This is a genomic window from Sphingobacterium multivorum, from assembly GCF_900457465.1.
In the GTDB taxonomy this organism is placed as follows: Bacteria; Bacteroidota; Bacteroidia; order Sphingobacteriales; family Sphingobacteriaceae; genus Sphingobacterium; species Sphingobacterium multivorum.
Genome location: NZ_UAUU01000011.1, coordinates 32,534 through 51,067, shown reverse-complemented (window position 1 = coordinate 51,067; position 18,534 = coordinate 32,534). Strand labels below are relative to the sequence as shown.

General features: G+C 39.1%; 18 protein-coding genes. 5 read left to right on the top strand and 13 right to left on the bottom strand.

Going from position 1 to position 18,534, the window contains the following annotated elements; translation table 11 throughout:
• Nucleotides 1-63: 63 nt before the first annotated feature.
• Together DTA23_RS17105 and DTA23_RS17100 are read right to left on the bottom strand one after the other, a co-directional pair.
• Nucleotides 64-2,298: a TonB-dependent receptor gene (locus tag DTA23_RS17105; protein WP_256604129.1), complete on the bottom strand. Its 2,235-nt coding sequence runs from the start codon at nt 2,296-2,298 to the stop codon at nt 64-66.
• A 307-nt stretch (nt 2,299-2,605) separates the two neighbouring features.
• Nucleotides 2,606-2,887 (bottom strand): ATP-dependent Clp protease adaptor ClpS, encoded by a 282-nt coding sequence (locus DTA23_RS17100; protein ID WP_046671971.1) that lies wholly within the window; start codon nt 2,885-2,887, stop codon nt 2,606-2,608.
• A gap of 78 nt (nt 2,888-2,965) precedes the next feature.
• Between DTA23_RS17100 and DTA23_RS17095 the strand changes: the two genes are divergently transcribed.
• Nucleotides 2,966-4,012, top strand: a complete 1,047-nt coding sequence (locus tag DTA23_RS17095; protein ID WP_112375497.1) for a 3-oxoacyl-ACP synthase III family protein — start codon at nt 2,966-2,968, stop codon at nt 4,010-4,012.
• Between the two features lie 70 nt (nt 4,013-4,082).
• Here DTA23_RS17095 and atpG read toward each other — a convergent pair whose 3' ends face one another.
• From atpG to DTA23_RS17050, 9 genes are all read right to left on the bottom strand, one after another.
• Entirely contained in the window at nt 4,083-4,982 is a 900-nt protein-coding gene (gene atpG, locus DTA23_RS17090) for an ATP synthase F1 subunit gamma (RefSeq protein ID WP_070563149.1), read from the bottom strand.
• Nucleotides 4,983-5,059: 77 nt separating this feature from the next.
• The gene (atpA, locus tag DTA23_RS17085) at nt 5,060-6,634 is read right to left on the bottom strand and encodes a F0F1 ATP synthase subunit alpha (protein ID WP_070563151.1); all 1,575 of its coding nucleotides are present in this window, start codon (nt 6,632-6,634) and stop codon (nt 5,060-5,062) included.
• Nucleotides 6,635-6,688: 54 nt separating this feature from the next.
• Nucleotides 6,689-7,231: an ATP synthase F1 subunit delta gene (gene atpH / locus DTA23_RS17080; RefSeq protein WP_112375496.1), complete on the bottom strand. Its 543-nt coding sequence runs from the start codon at nt 7,229-7,231 to the stop codon at nt 6,689-6,691.
• A 29-nt stretch (nt 7,232-7,260) separates the two neighbouring features.
• Nucleotides 7,261-7,761, bottom strand: a complete 501-nt coding sequence (locus DTA23_RS17075; protein ID WP_112375495.1) for a F0F1 ATP synthase subunit B — start codon at nt 7,759-7,761, stop codon at nt 7,261-7,263.
• Nucleotides 7,762-7,857: 96 nt separating this feature from the next.
• A complete protein-coding gene (gene atpE / locus DTA23_RS17070; RefSeq protein ID WP_021188666.1) occupies nt 7,858-8,046 on the bottom strand; it encodes an ATP synthase F0 subunit C in 189 nt (62 codons plus the stop codon).
• 34 nt (nt 8,047-8,080) lie between these two features.
• A complete protein-coding gene (atpB, locus tag DTA23_RS29320) occupies nt 8,081-9,277 on the bottom strand; it encodes a F0F1 ATP synthase subunit A (RefSeq protein WP_239468755.1) in 1,197 nt (398 codons plus the stop codon).
• Nucleotides 9,278-9,383: 106 nt separating this feature from the next.
• Nucleotides 9,384-9,770, bottom strand: a complete 387-nt coding sequence (locus tag DTA23_RS17060) for a hypothetical protein (protein WP_046671964.1) — start codon at nt 9,768-9,770, stop codon at nt 9,384-9,386.
• Nucleotides 9,767-9,982, bottom strand: a complete 216-nt coding sequence (locus DTA23_RS30475; RefSeq protein ID WP_112375493.1) for an AtpZ/AtpI family protein — start codon at nt 9,980-9,982, stop codon at nt 9,767-9,769. Before DTA23_RS30475 ends, DTA23_RS17060 begins: the two co-directional genes overlap by 4 nt.
• An 83-nt stretch (nt 9,983-10,065) precedes the next feature.
• Nucleotides 10,066-12,291: a helix-turn-helix domain-containing protein gene (locus tag DTA23_RS17050; RefSeq protein ID WP_112375492.1), complete on the bottom strand. Its 2,226-nt coding sequence runs from the start codon at nt 12,289-12,291 to the stop codon at nt 10,066-10,068.
• 197 nt (nt 12,292-12,488) lie between these two features.
• Between DTA23_RS17050 and DTA23_RS17045 the strand changes: the two genes are divergently transcribed.
• The 4 genes from DTA23_RS17045 (at nt 12,489) to DTA23_RS17030 (ending at nt 16,121) form a co-directional block, all read left to right on the top strand.
• Nucleotides 12,489-12,986, top strand: coding sequence for a cupin domain-containing protein (locus tag DTA23_RS17045; protein WP_046671961.1), 498 nt, complete (start codon nt 12,489-12,491; stop codon nt 12,984-12,986).
• 238 nt (nt 12,987-13,224) lie between these two features.
• A complete protein-coding gene (locus tag DTA23_RS17040) occupies nt 13,225-13,971 on the top strand; it encodes a hypothetical protein (protein ID WP_112375491.1) in 747 nt (248 codons plus the stop codon).
• A gap of 10 nt (nt 13,972-13,981) precedes the next feature.
• Complete coding sequence (locus tag DTA23_RS17035; protein ID WP_112375490.1) at nt 13,982-15,091, top strand: hypothetical protein; 1,110 nt, start codon at nt 13,982-13,984, stop codon at nt 15,089-15,091.
• A gap of 34 nt (nt 15,092-15,125) precedes the next feature.
• On the top strand, nt 15,126-16,121 hold the full coding sequence (locus tag DTA23_RS17030) for a hypothetical protein (RefSeq protein WP_112375489.1): 996 nt from the start codon (nt 15,126-15,128) through the stop codon (nt 16,119-16,121).
• 71 nt (nt 16,122-16,192) lie between these two features.
• On the opposite strand, the gene DTA23_RS17025 is transcribed toward DTA23_RS17030, so the two are convergent.
• Complete coding sequence (locus DTA23_RS17025; RefSeq protein ID WP_112375488.1) at nt 16,193-17,302, bottom strand: TFIIB-type zinc ribbon-containing protein; 1,110 nt, start codon at nt 17,300-17,302, stop codon at nt 16,193-16,195.
• Between the two features lie 23 nt (nt 17,303-17,325).
• The gene (locus DTA23_RS17020) at nt 17,326-18,480 is read right to left on the bottom strand and encodes an SPFH domain-containing protein (protein ID WP_112375487.1); all 1,155 of its coding nucleotides are present in this window, start codon (nt 18,478-18,480) and stop codon (nt 17,326-17,328) included.
• Nucleotides 18,481-18,534: the final 54 nt, after the last annotated feature.

Sequence of the window (18,534 nt, the reverse complement as noted above, 5' to 3'; positions counted from 1 at the left end):
TTTAGTTTTAGGTTTGTTTTAAAATTAAATTTAAGCATTTGAGTGTATAAAGAGGAATATTTTTTAATATTCCTCTCCACCGCCCATTTCATTTGTATTTGACTCTTTCTTCTTTGATTTGTTTAAATCTTGGCTACCAAACCGATAGGAAAGTGATAAAGTTACCATCCGCTTCATCCAACGGTGCTCAAAATTGGATATAAGTTGAGAGGTTTCTGTCACACCATTCATTTTCCGCGAATTAAATACATCTCTAACATTCAACATAATTGAAGCTTTCTTCTTAAACACATCTTTTTTCAAGGCCAGATCCATACCTTTCATTGCATTCATCTGTCCCTGAGCCATTACACGGGAAGAATTATACTCGCCGCGCACTTGTGCAGAAAATGTTGGCGTAAAACGATAATTAGCGGTCAGATTAGCATTATAAGCGAAATCATTTCGTTCTTTAATATCATAGTCCGGGTTTGCATTATACTGAATGTGGATCAAATTGAGATTAAATGTAAAGTCAAAATCCTTCGTTGCGTTGATCTTTGAAATAAACTCAAAACCCGAAAGATTACGACTGGTCATATTCTCCCATCTACTGTATGTTCTTCCATCCTCTATCTTGTAAACAAATGGCTGAATAACCTCACTTGCGTGATTGAAATAAGCCGAAGATATGAGGTTTACTTTACCAAAGGTTTTGGCAAAGCTCATTTCCAAACTGTGCACATCTTCCGGTTTCAGATTCGGATTTCCCTGACGATAATTTAAATCATCGGATACGTTTAAAAATGGGTTAACTTGCCAACCACGAGCCCGTTGAACACGGCGCGAGTAGCTAAATTGAACTTTATCCCCATTTTCACCAACATCGTAGGTTAAAAACAGTGTTGGATATAACCTGAAAAATTTCTGTTTAGCATTGGATTCCGTTTCCACAGCAGCTGGATCCTTGGAGAAATAGGTAGACTTCAGCTCAAATTGTTCTCCACGTAGTCCGATTTGATAGCCAATTTTATCCGTTAATTTATTTTGATAATTCGCATAGATCGCATGGACTGTACTCGTGAAATCAAAATCGTTGCTGATTCTATAATCTGGCACATAGTTACCTATAGAATCGAGTGATCTGGAAAACTGGGTATCAAATGACTTTCTGATTTGAGAACGGTAACCCGCCTCAAATTTGCTTACTTCAGAGAAAGGTAAAACATAATCTAATTGAAGGTTGATATTCTTGCCATCCTCAGACGTAACATTCTTCCGTGAAGTGGCCTTCCGTCCATCGGTATAATTTTGAGAAAAATCATTTGTACCATCTTCCTTGTCTCTTCCATAACTTGCATTCCCCGTCAACTCCTCTCCTTCTCGCTTAAATTGATGTTTAAAATCAGCATTTAATTCATAACCCAGATCGTCCTCAAATTGCGTTGAATTTCGAACACTCGTTCCTGTCATCTGCGATTGCTTGAAGAACTCATAATTCAAGTCCTCTATTCGCTTGTTATCACGTATACTTAAATTACCCGAAAAACTCAATGAAGTTCGATCTGACATATTATAATCAAACCCAGCTTTTACCGTATGGCTATTGCCCTTTCTTGACGATTCGGATTCGCTATAATTACGCGTGCTATCACCAAAAAACGTGTTGTCCGTTTTCCCACTTCCCAACATGTTTCGTTTATTGAAGTTATAGGATCCGAAGTAATTGAATTTCCGATCACGATAATTCAATGTTATACCAGCCATATAATTATCATAAGAACCAGCGGATGTATTTATCGATCCGTTCAGCCCTGTTCGAATATTTTTCTTTAAAACAATATTGATAATCCCAGTTTGGCCCTCTGCATCATATTTAGAGGATGGATTTGTGATGACTTCAACTTTTTCAATTGAATTGGCAGGTAGACTCTGAAGCAAAGAAGTTACATCATTTCCTGCTAAAGCAGACTCCCGGCCGTCGATTAAAATCTTCACACTACTTGATCCACGCAAACTGACCGATCCATCCTGATCAACTTGCAAAGTGGGAACATTAGCAAGCACATCAGTCGCTGTTCCACCCGCGCTGACCAAACTCTCACCTACATTGAAGATTTTACGGTCTATACCAATCTGCATGGCTGGAGCTCGTCCTTCAATAACAACTTCATTCAACATATTACCCGTAGGTTTCAAAGCAATTCGACCTAAGTCCTTACTTTTACCCCCTAAGACCGCTATACTATCTATAGTTTGTGTTTCGTAGCCAACATAAGTGATACGGACAATATATTTACCAGGTTTAATATCAGACAACAAAAGGAATCCTTGGGATACAGACTGTCCCCCCTTAACAAGAACGTTACTATGGGCGTCCAAGAGCGCGACACTAGCCGATGAAATAGGTTTAGAGGTTTCGCTATCAACTAAAATAGCTTTGATTTGACCTGTTTGAGCAAAAAGGACAACAGGTAAAAAAAATACAAATAAGAAAGATTTAAACGATTTAGCGTAAAAAAAACATGCTTCAGCTTAGTTTATATGTTATAGTGCAAAGAAAACTAAAACTTATAGACAAAACTGAAGCGTAACCATATTATTACGGTAACAAAAGAATAGTAAATTACTCCACAGAAACAGTCAATCCCTCGGCTTTCAGAATTTTACGATAGATTTCCATCTCCGTATAGGTGCCTTCCAATACAGCACATTTCCCCTCAGTGTGTACTTTCCAGGCAATCTTCTCAGCTTGCTTCTCGGTATATTGTAAATGATAGATGAGACAATGAATCACATGTTCAAACGTATTGGTTTCATCATTCCACAAAATGAGTCGATTAGACTCTTTCACAGAGGCTAATATCTCTTCTAACGTAAAGGTTTCTTCAGCAGTTTGGGTACCCATGCTGCAAAAATAGAATATTTTTTTCTAAATTAACGATAATATAAAAGGGAAGAATACAATCAATTAGAGGAATTTATTATGTTACAGTCAAAAATTGCAGGAATTGGCTATTACGTTCCAAAAAATGTATATACCAATAATGACCTAACACGCTTTATGGATACCAGTGACGAATGGATTCAAGAACGAACTGGCATTAAAGAACGTAGATATGCAGACCGAATAGGCGAAACCACCACCACTATGGGGGTCGAAGCCGCTAAAATTGCTATCGAACGAGCCCATATTACACCTGAAGATGTCGACTTCATCATCTTTGCCACCTTATCGCCAGATTATTATTTCCCGGGCTGCGCCGTTCTACTGCAACGGGAAATGAAGATGAAGGAGGTCGGGGCACTGGATATTAGAAACCAATGTTCAGGTTTTATATATGCACTTTCTATTGCCGATCAATTTGTCAGAACAGGGATGTACAAAAATGTGCTAGTGGTTGGTTCGGAGAAACACTCTTTTGCACTTGACTTTTCTACGAGAGGACGAGCCGTTTCTGTTATTTTCGGCGATGGTGCCGGAGCAGTGGTTGTGCAACCCACAGCCGAAAACGGCAAAGGAATCCTGAGCACGCACTTACATTCAGACGGAGACGATGCCGAAAAGCTAGCTATGTATTATCCCGGTGCATCCAGTGGAATTTGGCTGGATAAAATGCCCGATTGGCCGGACCAAGAATTGGGGGGATTATTGATGACCAAGGAGATGCTCGAAGATGGGACTGCGTTTCCAAATATGGATGGACAGGCCGTCTTCAAAAAAGCTGTTGTCAAATTCCCTGAGGTTATTCATGAAGCGCTAGCAAAAAATAATTTAAAAACTAATGATATCGATTTATTAATTCCACATCAGGCCAATCTTCGCATTTCGCAATTTGTACAGAAAACACTTGGATTAAGGGAGGATCAGGTATTCAACAATATTCAGAAATATGGTAATACCACTGCAGCCTCTGTACCGATAGCACTATGCGAGGCTTGGGAAGAAGGAAAGATTAAAGACGGTGATCTCGTATGTTTGGCAGCTTTTGGAGCAGGATTTACGTGGGGTTCAGCCTTAATTCGATGGTAAAAAATAGCATATATAAAAAAGGTGATAATCTTTCGATTATCACCTTTTTTATATATTTCCAAATAAAGGATTATCCGTTTGATAATGCCGCTGCACCAGATACGATCTCCGTCAATTCTGTTGTAATTGCAGCTTGACGTGCCTGGTTGTAAGATAGCTTCAGTGATTTGATTAAGTCACCGGCATTCTCTGTAGCTTTATCCATTGCCGTCATACGTGCTCCATGCTCAGAAGCATTCGAGTCTAAAACAGCTTTGTATAATTGAATCTTGATTGCTTTAGGAATCAATTCCTCGATAATCTTCTCTTTGGAAGGCTCGATGATATAATCCACCTCAGCTTCTATTTTTGCTTTATGCGTATGTTGTTTGTTTTCCTCCGCAGGTAATAATGGTAAAATCTGTTCTGCAGTCAACTCTTGAACTGCAGCATTTTTGAACTGATTATAAACCACTTCAACACGATCAAAATTACCTTCTTTGAATTGCTCCATGATAAATTCAGTCACCACAGATACAGAACCAAAATTTAAATCAGAAAACAAATCAGAGTGATTAGCTACCACATTGAAGTTACGTTTCGAGTAGAAGTCATAACCCTTTTTACCAATACCAATGATACTCAAATTGCCCTTAGCATGTTGCTCAGCATATTTGTTAAAGATCAAGTTATTAGTCGTTTTGATAACATTTGCGTTGAATGCTCCAGCCAAACCTCTATTAGAAGAAACAACAACGATTAATACCTTATTTGGCTCGCGATCCACTGTAAAAGGAGAGTTACTTCCCTCAACACTCGCAGAAACATCCGCCAAAATATCTCTTAGTTTATTCGCATATGGGCGCAATTGTAAGATAGCGTTAGTAGCGCGCTTCAATTTAGCAGCCGAAACCATTTTCATAGCTTTCGTGATCTGCTGTGTTGATGATACCGAGGTAATCCGGTTTCTTACTTCTTTTAAATTTGCCATATTTGTTTTAAGTATTAAGTACCTAGTATTGAGTATCGAGCCTAGTCAATAGACTCAATACCAAATACTCATTACTATTAATATTTTGATGCTAAATCCTTAGCTACTGTTTCTAACACTGCAGTTAATTCATCGGAGAACTTATTAGCTTTGAAAGCTGACAATACTTCTGGATGACGTTGTTCCAATTGAGTCAAGAATTCTTCTTCAAATTCTCTCACTTTATTTACAGGAACATTACGCAATAAACCTTTAGTTCCGATATAAATAATCGCAACTTGTTTCTCTACAGAAACTGGAGAATATTGACCTTGTTTCAAGATCTCAACGTTACGAACACCTTTATCTAAGACAGATTTAGTAGCAGCATCTAGATCAGAACCGAATTTCGCAAAAGCTTCCAATTCACGGTACTGAGCTTGATCTAACTTTAATGTACCAGATACCTTTTTCATCGGTTTGATCTGCGCATTACCACCTACACGAGATACAGAGATACCTACGTTGATCGCTGGACGAATACCTGCGTTAAACAAGTTAGACTCCAAGAAAATCTGACCGTCTGTAATTGAAATTACGTTGGTTGGGATATATGCAGAAACGTCACCAGCTTGGGTTTCAATGATCGGAAGGGCAGTTAATGAGCCACCGCCTTTCACCAAGTGTTTGATCGATTCAGGTAGATCATTCATGTTGCGCGCGATATCATCTGAAGAGTTGATTTTCGCTGCACGCTCCAACAAACGGCTGTGTAGATAAAATACGTCACCTGGGTATGCTTCGCGGCCCGGTGGACGACGTAACAATAAAGAAACCTCACGGTAAGCTACTGCTTGCTTAGACAAATCATCATAAACGATCAATGCTGGACGACCTGTATCACGGAAAAACTCACCGATAGCAGCACCTGACATTGGTGCATAAAACTGAAGTGGAGCTGGATCAGCAGCAGATGCAGCCACAACTACTGTATAAGCCATAGCGCCTCTCTCCTCCAATGTACGCACGATATTCGCAACTGTAGAATTCTTTTGACCTACGGCAACGTAGATACAAAATACAGGTTCTCCTGCATCATAGAATTCTTTTTGGTTCAAGATTGTATCGATACAAACAGCTGTTTTACCTGTCTGACGGTCACCAATAACCAACTCACGTTGACCACGACCTACTGGAATCATTGCATCGATCGCTTTAATACCTGTTTGTAATGGTTCAGTTACCGGTTGACGGTAGATAACACCCGGAGCTTTACGCTCGATAGGCATTTCATACAAATCACCTTGAATAGGTCCTTTACCATCGATTGGTTGACCTAAAGTATTTACAACACGTCCCAACAAGCCTTCACCAACTTTGATGGATGCAATACGGTTGGTACGTTTAATAGTATCTCCTTCTTTGATCTCATCCGAAGGACCTAAAAGTACAACACCAACGTTGTCTTCTTCTAAGTTTAATACAATACCTTGTAATCCGTTATCAAATTCAACCAACTCACCGGACTGAACTTTAGTTAAGCCGTAAATACGAGCAATACCGTCACCTACAGCAAGTACGGTACCCACTTCCTCTAGTTCGGCTTCTGATTTAAAGCCCGACAATTGCTCTCTTAGAATTGCCGAAACTTCATCTGGTCTTACCTCTATCATTTTAATTATTATAAGGGGTTTTTTGATTTATTTTACTTCAAGTATCAGAACAAATTAATTATTCTGATTCAAATATCTTTCCAATTTATTCAACTTACCAGCAATACTTGCATCAATTTGGCGATCGCCGATATTGACTACAAATCCACCGATCAAACTATGATCAACTTTATTGATCAATATCACTTGAGCGTTGGTTTCCTTCGCAAGTACATCTTTCATAGCTGCCAAATTAGCTTCAGAAAGTGGCGCTGCAGATGTAACTGTAGCTTTCACAATTCCTTTTACCTCGTTATACTCACGAATAAATTCTTGAGCAGTGGCATACACAATCTCGCCACGACCTTTGTTGATCATGATCTTAAAGAATGCCACGATATTGGGATTGATCTTATCTTTAAATAGCGCATCCAATATGTTTTTCTTCTTGTCCAAAGGAACAATAGGATTGGCAAAAACAGCTTGCAATTCTGTACTGGATTTTAAAACAGCAATGAATGAATCCATATCCGCCTTGACTGTCTCCAGTGAGCCTTGCTCGCTAGCCAAGTCAATTAATGACTTAGCGTATCTTGATGCTACTTTAAATACTGACATAATTCTATTTCGTAATTTGAGTGACCGGATTAGTTCAATTTAACGTCATTAAGCAAATCTGCTACTAGAGCTTCTTGCTTTCCTTGGTCCTCAAATTCTTTGTTTAACACTTTACGAGCAATATCCAAAGACAAAGAAGAAACCTGAGACTTAACCTCAGCCAAAGCTTTGTTCTTTTGTTCGTTGATCTCGATTTTTGCTTGTGCAATCAATTTTGCACCTTCAGCCTGTGCCTGCGTTTTTGCCTCAGCTACAATCTTATCTTTAAGTTCTTTTGCTTCCTTAAGGATAACATCGCGTTCTGCGCGAGCTTCTTTTAGTAATTGTTCGTTCTCATTTGTTAAACGAGCCATTTCTAATTTCGCTTTTTCAGCAGCCTCTAAAGCACCTGCAATACCTTTTTCACGTTCGTCTAGGGCATCAACAATTGGTTTCCAAGCGAATTTACCTAATAAAAAGATAATAACCACAAGGACGATGACCATCCAAAAAAACAAACCGTACGAAAACGAATGTATTAATTTATCCATTGTTATACTATATAATGATAATTCTTATTTTTTAAGATTCAGGAATAATATAACCTGCAACCAACCGTTGCAGGTTATATTATAAAACCGTTGTGACTATTTACCTAATAATAAAGCACCGAATGCTAAACCTTCAAGTAAGGCACCAATGATAATCATTGCAGTTTGGATTTTAGATGCTGCTTCTGGTTGACGAGCGATAGCTTCCATTGCAGAACCACCAATTTTACCTAAGCCTAAACCTGCACCGATAACGATTAAACCGGCTCCAATTAAATTGTACATAATGTATGATTTGAATAATTAAAAAATTTACTAATTAATGATCGTGATGTTCTTCAACAGCCATACCGATAAATAAGGATGACAACATCGTAAAAATAAATGCTTGTAAGAATGCTACCAATAATTCGATAACCATCAAGAAGATTGTCAAGAACATGGAAACACCGATACTACCCACTACAGTCAATTGGTGTTGCAATAAATAAACAATTGCAATCAGTCCCATTACGACAGTGTGACCAGCTGTAATATTTGCAAACAAACGTACCATCAACGAAAATGGTTTTGTAAACAATCCCAATACTTCAATTGGTGCTAAAACAAATTTAAATGGAACCGGAACACCTGGCATCCAAAAAATATGCTTCCAGTAGTTTGCGTTTGCTTTGATATTGACAATTAAGAATGTAAAAAGAGCCAAACATAAAGTGACTGTGATGTTTCCTGTAACGTTAAACCCTAGTGGTGTCAAACCAACCAAATTCAAAATCCAGATCAAAAAGAATACAGACAATAAATAAGGCATGAATTCCTTGTAACGATGACCAATGTTTGGAATAGCCATCTCATCACGTACATAGATAACCAAAGGCTCCAATACACGTCCAACACCTTTTGGCAAATTGTTAGCACCTTTTTTATACGTTTTAGCCAAACTAATAAATGCCCAAAACATTAAAAATGCAGCCAAAAACAAACCGACAACATTTTTAGTGATCGAGAAATCTAAAGGCATCGCTACAGATGGATGAAAATCAACAGCATCATGAATTTCATGAGAACCAATCACATAAGAAGTTTCAAATTCCTTTTTCTCTTCTTTTCCATCTTCATTTATAGTCATAACATAACTACCATCAGCATTTTTACGATACTCATGACCAGCCAAATTACCGGCAGCATCAGTCTTATAAATTTTTCCGTGGTACAATGCATAATACTGACCGTCAACCTCAGCAACTTTATTACCGTGATCGAATGCCGAAGCCATAAAAACTTTCAAGCCATTATCGATCAAAATAACGGGCAATGAAAAGCCATAATGTTTACCTGTCTCTTCATCCGAAAAGAAGCTAAAATAATAATCATCTTGTAAGTGATGCTCAATATGGCTATTGATTTCCTCAGCCTGCGATTTTTCTCCGTGTGCATTCTCATTCGCCTTTGTTAAAAATGGCGCAACTGCAAACAGAATAACTGCTAAAAATTGAAGTGTTCTTTTAAGACTCACGATACTACTATTATGTTATTTAAAATTTTTTGCGAAAATACTATATATAAAGCACAAAAGCTACTTTAATATTACATTTTTTTGAAAAAACTATCGTTTTTCTCCCTTAGGATTTGTTTAAAGCCTTGTAAGCAAATATAACATCGTAAAAAAGGAATAAAACGACAACGATCAAATAGTTATATTTTAAAATATCAGCCTGCGGTTTTGCCAACCCATTATGGATGTATACATAATTTAGGACAAACTTTAAAGTCAATAATCCCAAGAAAACAAAACCAACATACTGCGGAAATTTCTGCGAACAGTAACTTATCCCCACCATGATGATCACGGATAATATCAGTTGAAAAATATAAATTTCATACAATGGAAAATGTAGATCTTCCAAGGAATGAATACCATCAAAAGATTTTAATAAAAAGAAATGAACGGCAAAAATCAAAACCGCAACAAAAAATAAAATAAGGGTCTGCTTTATATATACTATCATCTATCGTTTAATCGATTCACTTGTCTAATGACTTGATATAGAGAAAATCCAATCCCGCCAAGGGTACAGATCTTCATCCATAGTTGGTTCTCCGCATGAAACTTACCGTCCAGCCAATCCCCTAATAAATAAAATACATAAATGGTAAAAACCATCTGGGTTGAAATAGTCGTCAGCACAAGCCACTTGTTAGGATCTTTCTTGTCTTCCATAAGCAATCTTAAGGTTATCAATGGGCTTTCAACAAACTATATCACACAATTTGTTACAAATATACGCTATAAATTTTTATTGCCTACAATCCCAAAACTTTTTGTCCAATTTTAATATCCGGATAATCAATATCCACGCCCAAAAGCATCTTAAGTTCCGAAGAGGATTTATCCGGATTTGCACGAATAACACCAAGAATACGATCCAACTTCTCCTGCTCGATCAACTCTGTTGCTTCCACTTCCGTACCAACAAAATTAATTAAATGTCCATATATCGTACCTGCGACCATCCCGCGCTTAACCGCTATATCAGCAATGCTCATACCATCTTTAAACATTTCTAAGGAAATCTCCTTTGTATCCAACTTCTTCGGCCCTTCTTCATCTGCACTTTGCGCAGCCAATTCATCTTTTTCTTTGGTCTTCACACTAGCAGCAACATCGAGCATCGCTGTTTGAAAATCTTCCCGTTTTGAAAGCGTATCAGCAATAAGTAGACAATGTTGCAACTGCTCGCGTTTTCGCTTGTAATCAAGCAATAATGCTTTTAACTCATCAATATATTTCTTCGTACGTTTTCGTATCTGGTACTCCTCAATATGTTTGGTTAAAGCCTCAATCAGATCTACATCCATTTTCGGTAAAAACCAATTGACCGCAGCAGTAGAACGTTCACAGATGACATCATAATCGATTGCGTTTTTATCCCGCAACAAATCATACAGTACAACAATAAATTTATGTGCAACTTTCTCTTGGGTCTGAAGGTGCTTGACCAATTGTTGGAAAAATAATACGGCTTGTTCCTTTCCATCAATATTACGCTCTTCAAGTGATTTCAGCAGCTCCGAAGTCTCGGCCAATAGTCCGTCCCAACGGAAACCGTGCATTAAAATCTGGCCAAGATAATTCCGTTGGCATTGCTCCAAAATCTCATTGACGTCAGCCTGCCCCTGAGCACGCTGTGCAAATTCGACCACTTGGTAATCGGTACGGATGGCATAAGAAGGGATAATGGATTTTAATACAAGTCCATCTAAACTCGTTAAACGGCTCAATGCAACGTACACCTGTCCCGCGGCAAACGAGGTCCCTGCGTCAATGATCGCTTTTTGAAAAGTTAAACCCTGACTTTTATGAATAGTGATAGCCCAAGCCAATCGAAGTGGAAATTGCGAAAATGTACCCAATATCTCCTCTTTAATCTGATCTTGCCCCTTATCGTAATTATACCGAATATTCTCCCAGGTCTCCCTTTTTACCGTTACAGATTCCGACCCATCAGGAAATGTAACCGTTACCGTGCCCTGCACCGTATCGATGTCCTTTACCGTACCGATCTTTCCATTGTAATATTTACGTTCATCACCGGAATCGTTTCGAATAAACATCACCTGAGCCCCTATCTTTAAGGACAACGTTTCTTCAGCAGGATAGGAGCCCTGCGCAAAATCGTCCTTTACAACTGCTTTAAGATTTAACATTTTACCCGATAATGATGCCAGCTTGGCTCCATTTATTTCATCCGCATTTCGATTATGGGAGGTCAATGTAATATACTGTTCCTCTTCATTTGGAACAAAGTCCTGTTGATAATAACCATTTAAGGTCGTGAGCATGTCACTTGTACACTGATTGTTTCGTATGGCATTCAAAATTGAAATAAAACCTTCATCTTGTTGACGATAGATTTTATTGAGCTCTAACATCACCAGCGGATTATCCCTCAAAATTTTAGCATTAAAGAAGAAAACAGAAGAATAATGATCCCGCAAAACATTCCATTCGGCATCTTTCACAACTGGCGGCAACTGGTACAAATCTCCGATAAACAGCACTTGTAATCCACCAAAAGGCCGCATATCGCGACGAACAGATTGCAGAATTACATTAATCGCATCTAATGTATCTGCACGGACCATCGAAACCTCATCAATCACCAAAAGCTCTAGCTCCTGCAAGATGGCCCGACGCTGCTTGGTCAATTTAATCGTGCTGAATAAACGTGATTTATTGTAGATATGACTATCCTGTTCGTCCCAACGTAACTCATAATCTTCAATAAAAGTCCCAAAAGGAAGCCAAAATAAAGAATGTAAAGTTGTTCCGCCCGCATTCATCGCCGCAACACCTGTAGGTGCAGTAATAGCCATCTTTTTGTAGCTATGCTCACGGATATACTTCAAGAAAGTCGTTTTTCCGGTACCCGCCTTTCCTGTAATAAATACATTCTGGTTCGTTTGGTTAACAAAAGCAACAGCCTGCATAAATGCAGTATTTTCCCGATCGACTTGAAAGTTTGACATATCCTGAAATTAGATTGATCACAAAATTAGCAATTTCATTTTTAACTTTACGCGATATAGTATAGCTTAGGGTATCTAACGCAGCTCCATTATAAAGGATTTAGATTAAGCTAAAACGGTTAATTTAAAATATTAAATGGATTTTTTTTATATTTAGCAACTGAATTAACGAATAACAAATTTTTAGAATTTTTAATATGGCTATAGATAAAATCGCATTGTTTGAAAAAGTACAGGAAATGCTGACATCCAAAGGTTTTCGTATTGATAAATCAGATGCTGCACGCCCTTGGGGAGGATTTTTCGTAATCGACGAATCCCAAGCGCAAGAATTTGCCGATGAGTACTTCGGCGGAATGGATGTACAAGAATTAAGAATCTCAGGAAAATTAAGTCCAAAAATTTTAATTGTTGCACCAGAAAAAAGACTTTCATGGCAATATCACCACCGTCGTGCCGAAATATGGCGTGTTATCCAAGGTAACGTAGGTGTTATGGTTTCTGACACCGATGAAGAATCGGTTGTTTCAACCTTGAAAGAAGGCGAAACAATTAGATTACGCCAAGGACAGCGTCACCGTTTAATTGGATTGGATGGCTTCGGTATTCTAGCCGAGATCTGGCAACACACCGATGCCAACAACCCTTCTGATGAAGACGATATTGTTCGCGTACAAGATGATTTTGGCAGATAGTAGTCCCACAGGACCATGACCACCAAAACAAAGATTCCCAATCAACAATTGGGAATCTTTGTTTTTATCCCTAACATAAAATGCGATAGCAGCTGATTCACTCGCCCTACAGGTCCATTTCATCGCTTCTATCCAAGCTCCTATACCTCCTGTATCCATTTCAGGTATTCCATAGCGCAATTCATTAGAAGAGAATATTAATTTTTATTATTTTAGTACAGATATAATCAACTATGATATGATGAGTAACGACGATACTAAAAGAGGATCCAGTATATTAAACAGTCTAAAGAAATTAATTTTTGAGGACGATCAGCCGCAGCAAACGCCACCGGCACAAGCCCCTCCAGCACCAGCTACTAACGCTGCTCCAGAAAGACCCCATGTACCACCGGCATATACATCGCCCACGGCCCAGGCTCCAACTGGAAAAACACCTCCCCCAATCCCCCTAACAGCCAATGACGGAACAACCGACCTCAAAGAAATGAAATTAAAGGTCTATGCCATTCTTGAAAAACTCAACGAGCAGGGTGTCGATTTTTTCGAAGTATGGAACGCTGCTGCCGCAATGGGAAAAGTAGAGGAAAACACATTAAAAGCGGCCTATACTTCATTGAAATTTGTAGACAGTTCGTTAACCAAGGATAAACTGGTAGCAACTGGCACAAATTATGCTAATAAATTGAAAGAAACCATTGCCAAAGAATCGGAACAAAAACAGGCTGAAAAGAAAAAGACTGAACAGGACCGAACCATGGAGATTGCAAATCTGAACACTGAAATCAAAACAATAACGGAGAATATCGCCAAATTGCAAGATGATCTACAGAAAAAACAACTCGCTTTGGCACAAATTAATGAAAAGTACGAACCAAGGATTAAAGATATCGAACAAAAAATAAACATCGGCAACGCGGCCGTTGATGAAGTGGTCACCGAAATCAACACTGCATTGCGTATGATTAATCAATCAATAACATAAAAACAAATCAATGGAAAGAAAAGATCAGTATGTTAATATTCCCGCTGAGATAAAAACGCAACTTCCGATATTTCAAGTACTGGGCGATCATTTGCCTGCACAATTAAAATCACCAGAAGCGAAGAAGACAGCTTCGTCGATCTTCTTTTGGGCGCTTTTACTTGGCGGAGCCTTTGCTTTTTTCAAATACTTACCGATTATGCTGGAATATGCCGGAAAAAGTATACTTTTTGTGCTATTCAGTATAATCCTAATTACCTTATTATTGCTAGCGCCAAAGATCATTGCGCTATTGCACAGATTGGGAACCGTCCTACTTTTTAAAGGTGAAAAATCCATCATTAGAAATAACCCCATAGAAACCTTACAACTGTTATCAAGAGATGCAAAAGACACCCTGAAACGTGTGAAGGAAAAAATCAGCAATGTTGACGGTGTCCGCATCGACATGATTCAAAGCGGTGAAACTGCTCAAAAAACAGCCGAAGAGAAGTACACCTATGCGAAACGTTTCACCGCAGAAGCGGCTAATCTCGACGAGAAATCAAAGGAGGAAACGAGCAAAAATAATGCAGAGAAGGCCAATGCTTATGCAAGAGATGCCAAAGAAACACGCACCAAAGCATTTCTATTGGGAAAAGAAGGTGAATCTGAAGAGCAAAATGCGCGCAGTTATGTACAATATGCCAATCAATTTGCAAAAGTATTGGAAGTCCTAAAAGATAATGAAAGCGCAGCACGTATCTATGTCAGCACCTTGGATAGCAGCATTTCCATTATTTCCAAGAAGCTGGAAGCAACGCAAAAGATGAAAAATGCCACCGATGGCCTAGCCGATGTGTTCAATATTAAAGATGGCTGGGCATTTCAAGAGGCCATGAATGCAGCAACAGGTGCCATCAGTCAAAATATTGCCTCTATCCGATCCAATCTTGATTTCTTGGATCAAAACAACAATATCACAGTGGGTGGTACGCCTACTCAAGGTGAACTGGAAGAGTTTATCCGAAAAGTTGACGAACGTAATCTAAATGTATTAAACGTAACGCAAATGGCCGATGCCAGCTATGAACTCAAACCCGAAGAAAAAGTAGATAAAGGATTTACATTACTCGATTAATATTAACTAAAATCAAACTTACTATACGAACATTATGGAAGAAAAATCAACATGGGCAAGATTAAGATGGCCAATCAAAGCAATTATCATCGCCTTACCTATTCTCGCAATCGGTTATTGGGCCATTCAATCAGGCAAATTTGATGCTAATTCGACAGTCCAAACAACAGATTCAACAAGCAATAATGGTCATGCGGCCGCACCTTCATCAGGCTCAGAAACGACTCGTTCATTCAACTATCAACCCGAAAAACCAGTCGACGGCGAATACAAGGGTGTCGTTGAAGTCGGCGCTTCGGGTTTCAATTCCTTTGTCGTCAATATGGACAAAGAAAATCGCTGGGAGATCATTTCCAAAGACTTCGGAAAGTCATTTGCCTACGAAGGATTGGCAAATACGGAAGACATCCGTAAAGGATTAAAAGATTATATAGGCATGATGCTCGATAAAGGCGTCAAATCCAAAAACATACATTTCGTTATTAGCTCCGGAGCTCAAAAAGAACCTAAAACTTCAGTTATCAGTGCTGAACTTAGAAAAATGGGCTTTGTGGTCAACCTAGTTACAGCAGAGCAGGAAGGAAAATTAGCGTTAAAATCGGTTCTTCCGAAAGCTTACGAAGACAATTCATTTGTTGTTGACATTGGCTCCGGTAACACCAAAATCTCCTGGATCGACGGTGACACAAAATCGGTAGAAGCACCTGGTGCGAAATATTATGAAAAAGACCTTAAAGATGATGCGGTCTATACAGAAGTAAAAAAATTAGGCGAAAAAATTCCGGCAAATAAAAGAGAGGTTTGTTTTATTATTGGCGGGGTTCCTTTTGAATTAGCATCGCAGACACGCCAAGGTGAAGAGCGTTTTACAGTTTTGAACGATCCAGCATCTTACAAAGCAGATAAAGTAAAAACAAAGAGCGGTGTCAACATCTATAAAGCAATTAAAGATGCAACCAATTGCGACACCTTCGTATTTGATTGGGATGCCAATTTCACGATCGGATTCCTACTTTCACTAAACAAATAGTCAAGACGATTAGCATAAAAAAGCGCTGTTCTCTTTTATTGAGAACAGCGCTTTTTTTATAACCGTTTTTGTTATACCATAAAACTCAATAGATACAACACAACAATGATCGCCAATACCAAAAAAGCAATTTTCCAAAAGCTATAAGGTCGTTGTCCATAAACTTTACCGTTAAAAGCATTGACCATGATCTGATAACTCTTTCCTTTGTACTGATAAGCAGATAACCATACAGGTAAAAGAATGTACTTCAATTTAATGGATTTAAAATCGCTATCAATAGAATCAATATCCTGTGTATCACCACCGATGTCATGCTCAACCTGACGTTCGATTTCCCGATCCATAATAGTCCGGGCAGTCTCCGCCGCTTTTACATGATCCACGCTAAAAGTTTCAGCGATAAAGCCACTTAAATATTGCTCATTGAAAGGTTTTAGGTAACCCAAATTCCAAGGTCCAATTTTATCAGAAAACTTTTCGGGAAGAGATGTTGATCCCGATATAACAATATCCTTAAATTGGCTATAGATACTTCCTGAAGCCGGATACCAGTTTGTGCGTCTTTCTTCGTATTCTTCCGTCTCGCCATCCGAATTGCGTCTTGTACGCGTCACATAATAATATTCTCCACGTGATCCTACGTAATCAGATTGTACATCTGCATCATAGGACCAAAATGGCACATACACCCCTTTTAAACGATCATTTCTTGAATTAAAAATTCGCTTAAAGTCATTCGGAGCGAACCATATCTTACCCGCCCATTGTGTCAATAGCCTAAAAGCATTTTTGTAATCAACGGAAAAGGGAACAAGACCATGTGGCTTCAAAATACGCTTTTGCTGATGGTCAATTACCAATGGTGAAGCACAAAAAGCACATAAATCTGCCGTAACATGAGGATTCAAACGCGAGTTTGCCCCACAGTTACTACAATGCACAACTTCAGCCAAATAGCTATAGCGCTCATCGGCGAGCCCCTCCATTGCTTGTCCAAAAACTTTATAATCTGTAGATTCAATATGCCCATCTTCCGGTAGCTGATCCGCTATTTCATTCCTGGTTCCACAATAGGAACACGCTAAATAGGACGTACCGGGCTGATAAGTCAAAATAGCACCACAGCCCTGACATTTTAACCCCTGCTCTATTTCGGAGGTTTTTTCTTCAAAACTCATAAAACTCGGTAATGCATTTTACCCTAAACTCCTGGTATCGGTGGCGGGTTCTGCGAAAACAGATCCTTTAATTCGACTACCTTTTCAGCCTCAATCCAGTTTTCAAGTCCCTCTTTCCAGACCAAGGTAGCAAGTGTCATCGTCCCCTCTTTTATCAGAGCGCGCAGCTGTTCCGAATCAAAGGGCCCTTCCTGTTTGCCTTTAACGGCCAGGTAATAAGCGACCGCTTTGGGCAATGGAGGAGGTCCAACGGCCCCTGCAGACGAAGCCGCAGCAGCTGATCCCGTACCAGTAGGATTATTCCCATCAAAACTGTTTTGCTGAAATACATTACCCATTTGACCAACCATTCCTGCTCCCAACCCAGCACCAAATCCAGCACCTACAATCCCTCCACTACTGGGATTCTCAGCAGCTTTCTCCATTGAATTTGCGGCTTGGAATTGGGCATAGGCCCCCAGATTACCAACGACCCCCATACTGCTTCGCTTATCAAGGGCTTTCTCGACTTCTTCTGGGAATGAAATATTTTCAATTAAGAACTTCGTTAAGCTCAAACCCAACTCATCAAAATCAACCCCAATTTTTTGCTGTATCAAGGCCGAAACTTCATCATAGTTGGATGCAAGATCCAAGGCCGGTATCTTCGACTCAGCAATAGCATCCATCCCCCGCGATACCGCAATGTTTCGAAGCTGCTCTGTGATATCCTCAACTGTAAATACAGGCGTCGTCGCAACAAGCTGTTTCATAAAAACAGTAACGTCCTTCACCTGAAAAGAGAAATTACCGAAAGCCCGAAGTCGAATGGGACCAAATTCAGGATCCCGCAACATAATCGGATTTTTAGTTCCCCATTTCTGATTGACAAATTGTCGAAGGTTGACAAAATAAACATCGGCTTTGAATGGACTATTGAACCCATATTTCCAACCTCTGAGGGTTGTCATGGTCGGCATATTTTGGGTCGTCAGTTCGTAACGACCAGGCTGAAAGACGTCCGCAACCACGCCTTCATTCAAAAATACCGCAGCCTGCCCTTCTCGCACAGTCAACTGTGCCCCCATTTTTATTTCATTCTGATATCGTGGAAACTTCCACACAATCGTATCTGTGCTATTATCGACCCATTCGATAATATCGACAAACTCATTCCTGATTTTATCAAATAATCCCATAAATTATTCTCTTTACAATTACTTACACTAAATGTAAACATTTCCCCGCAAACC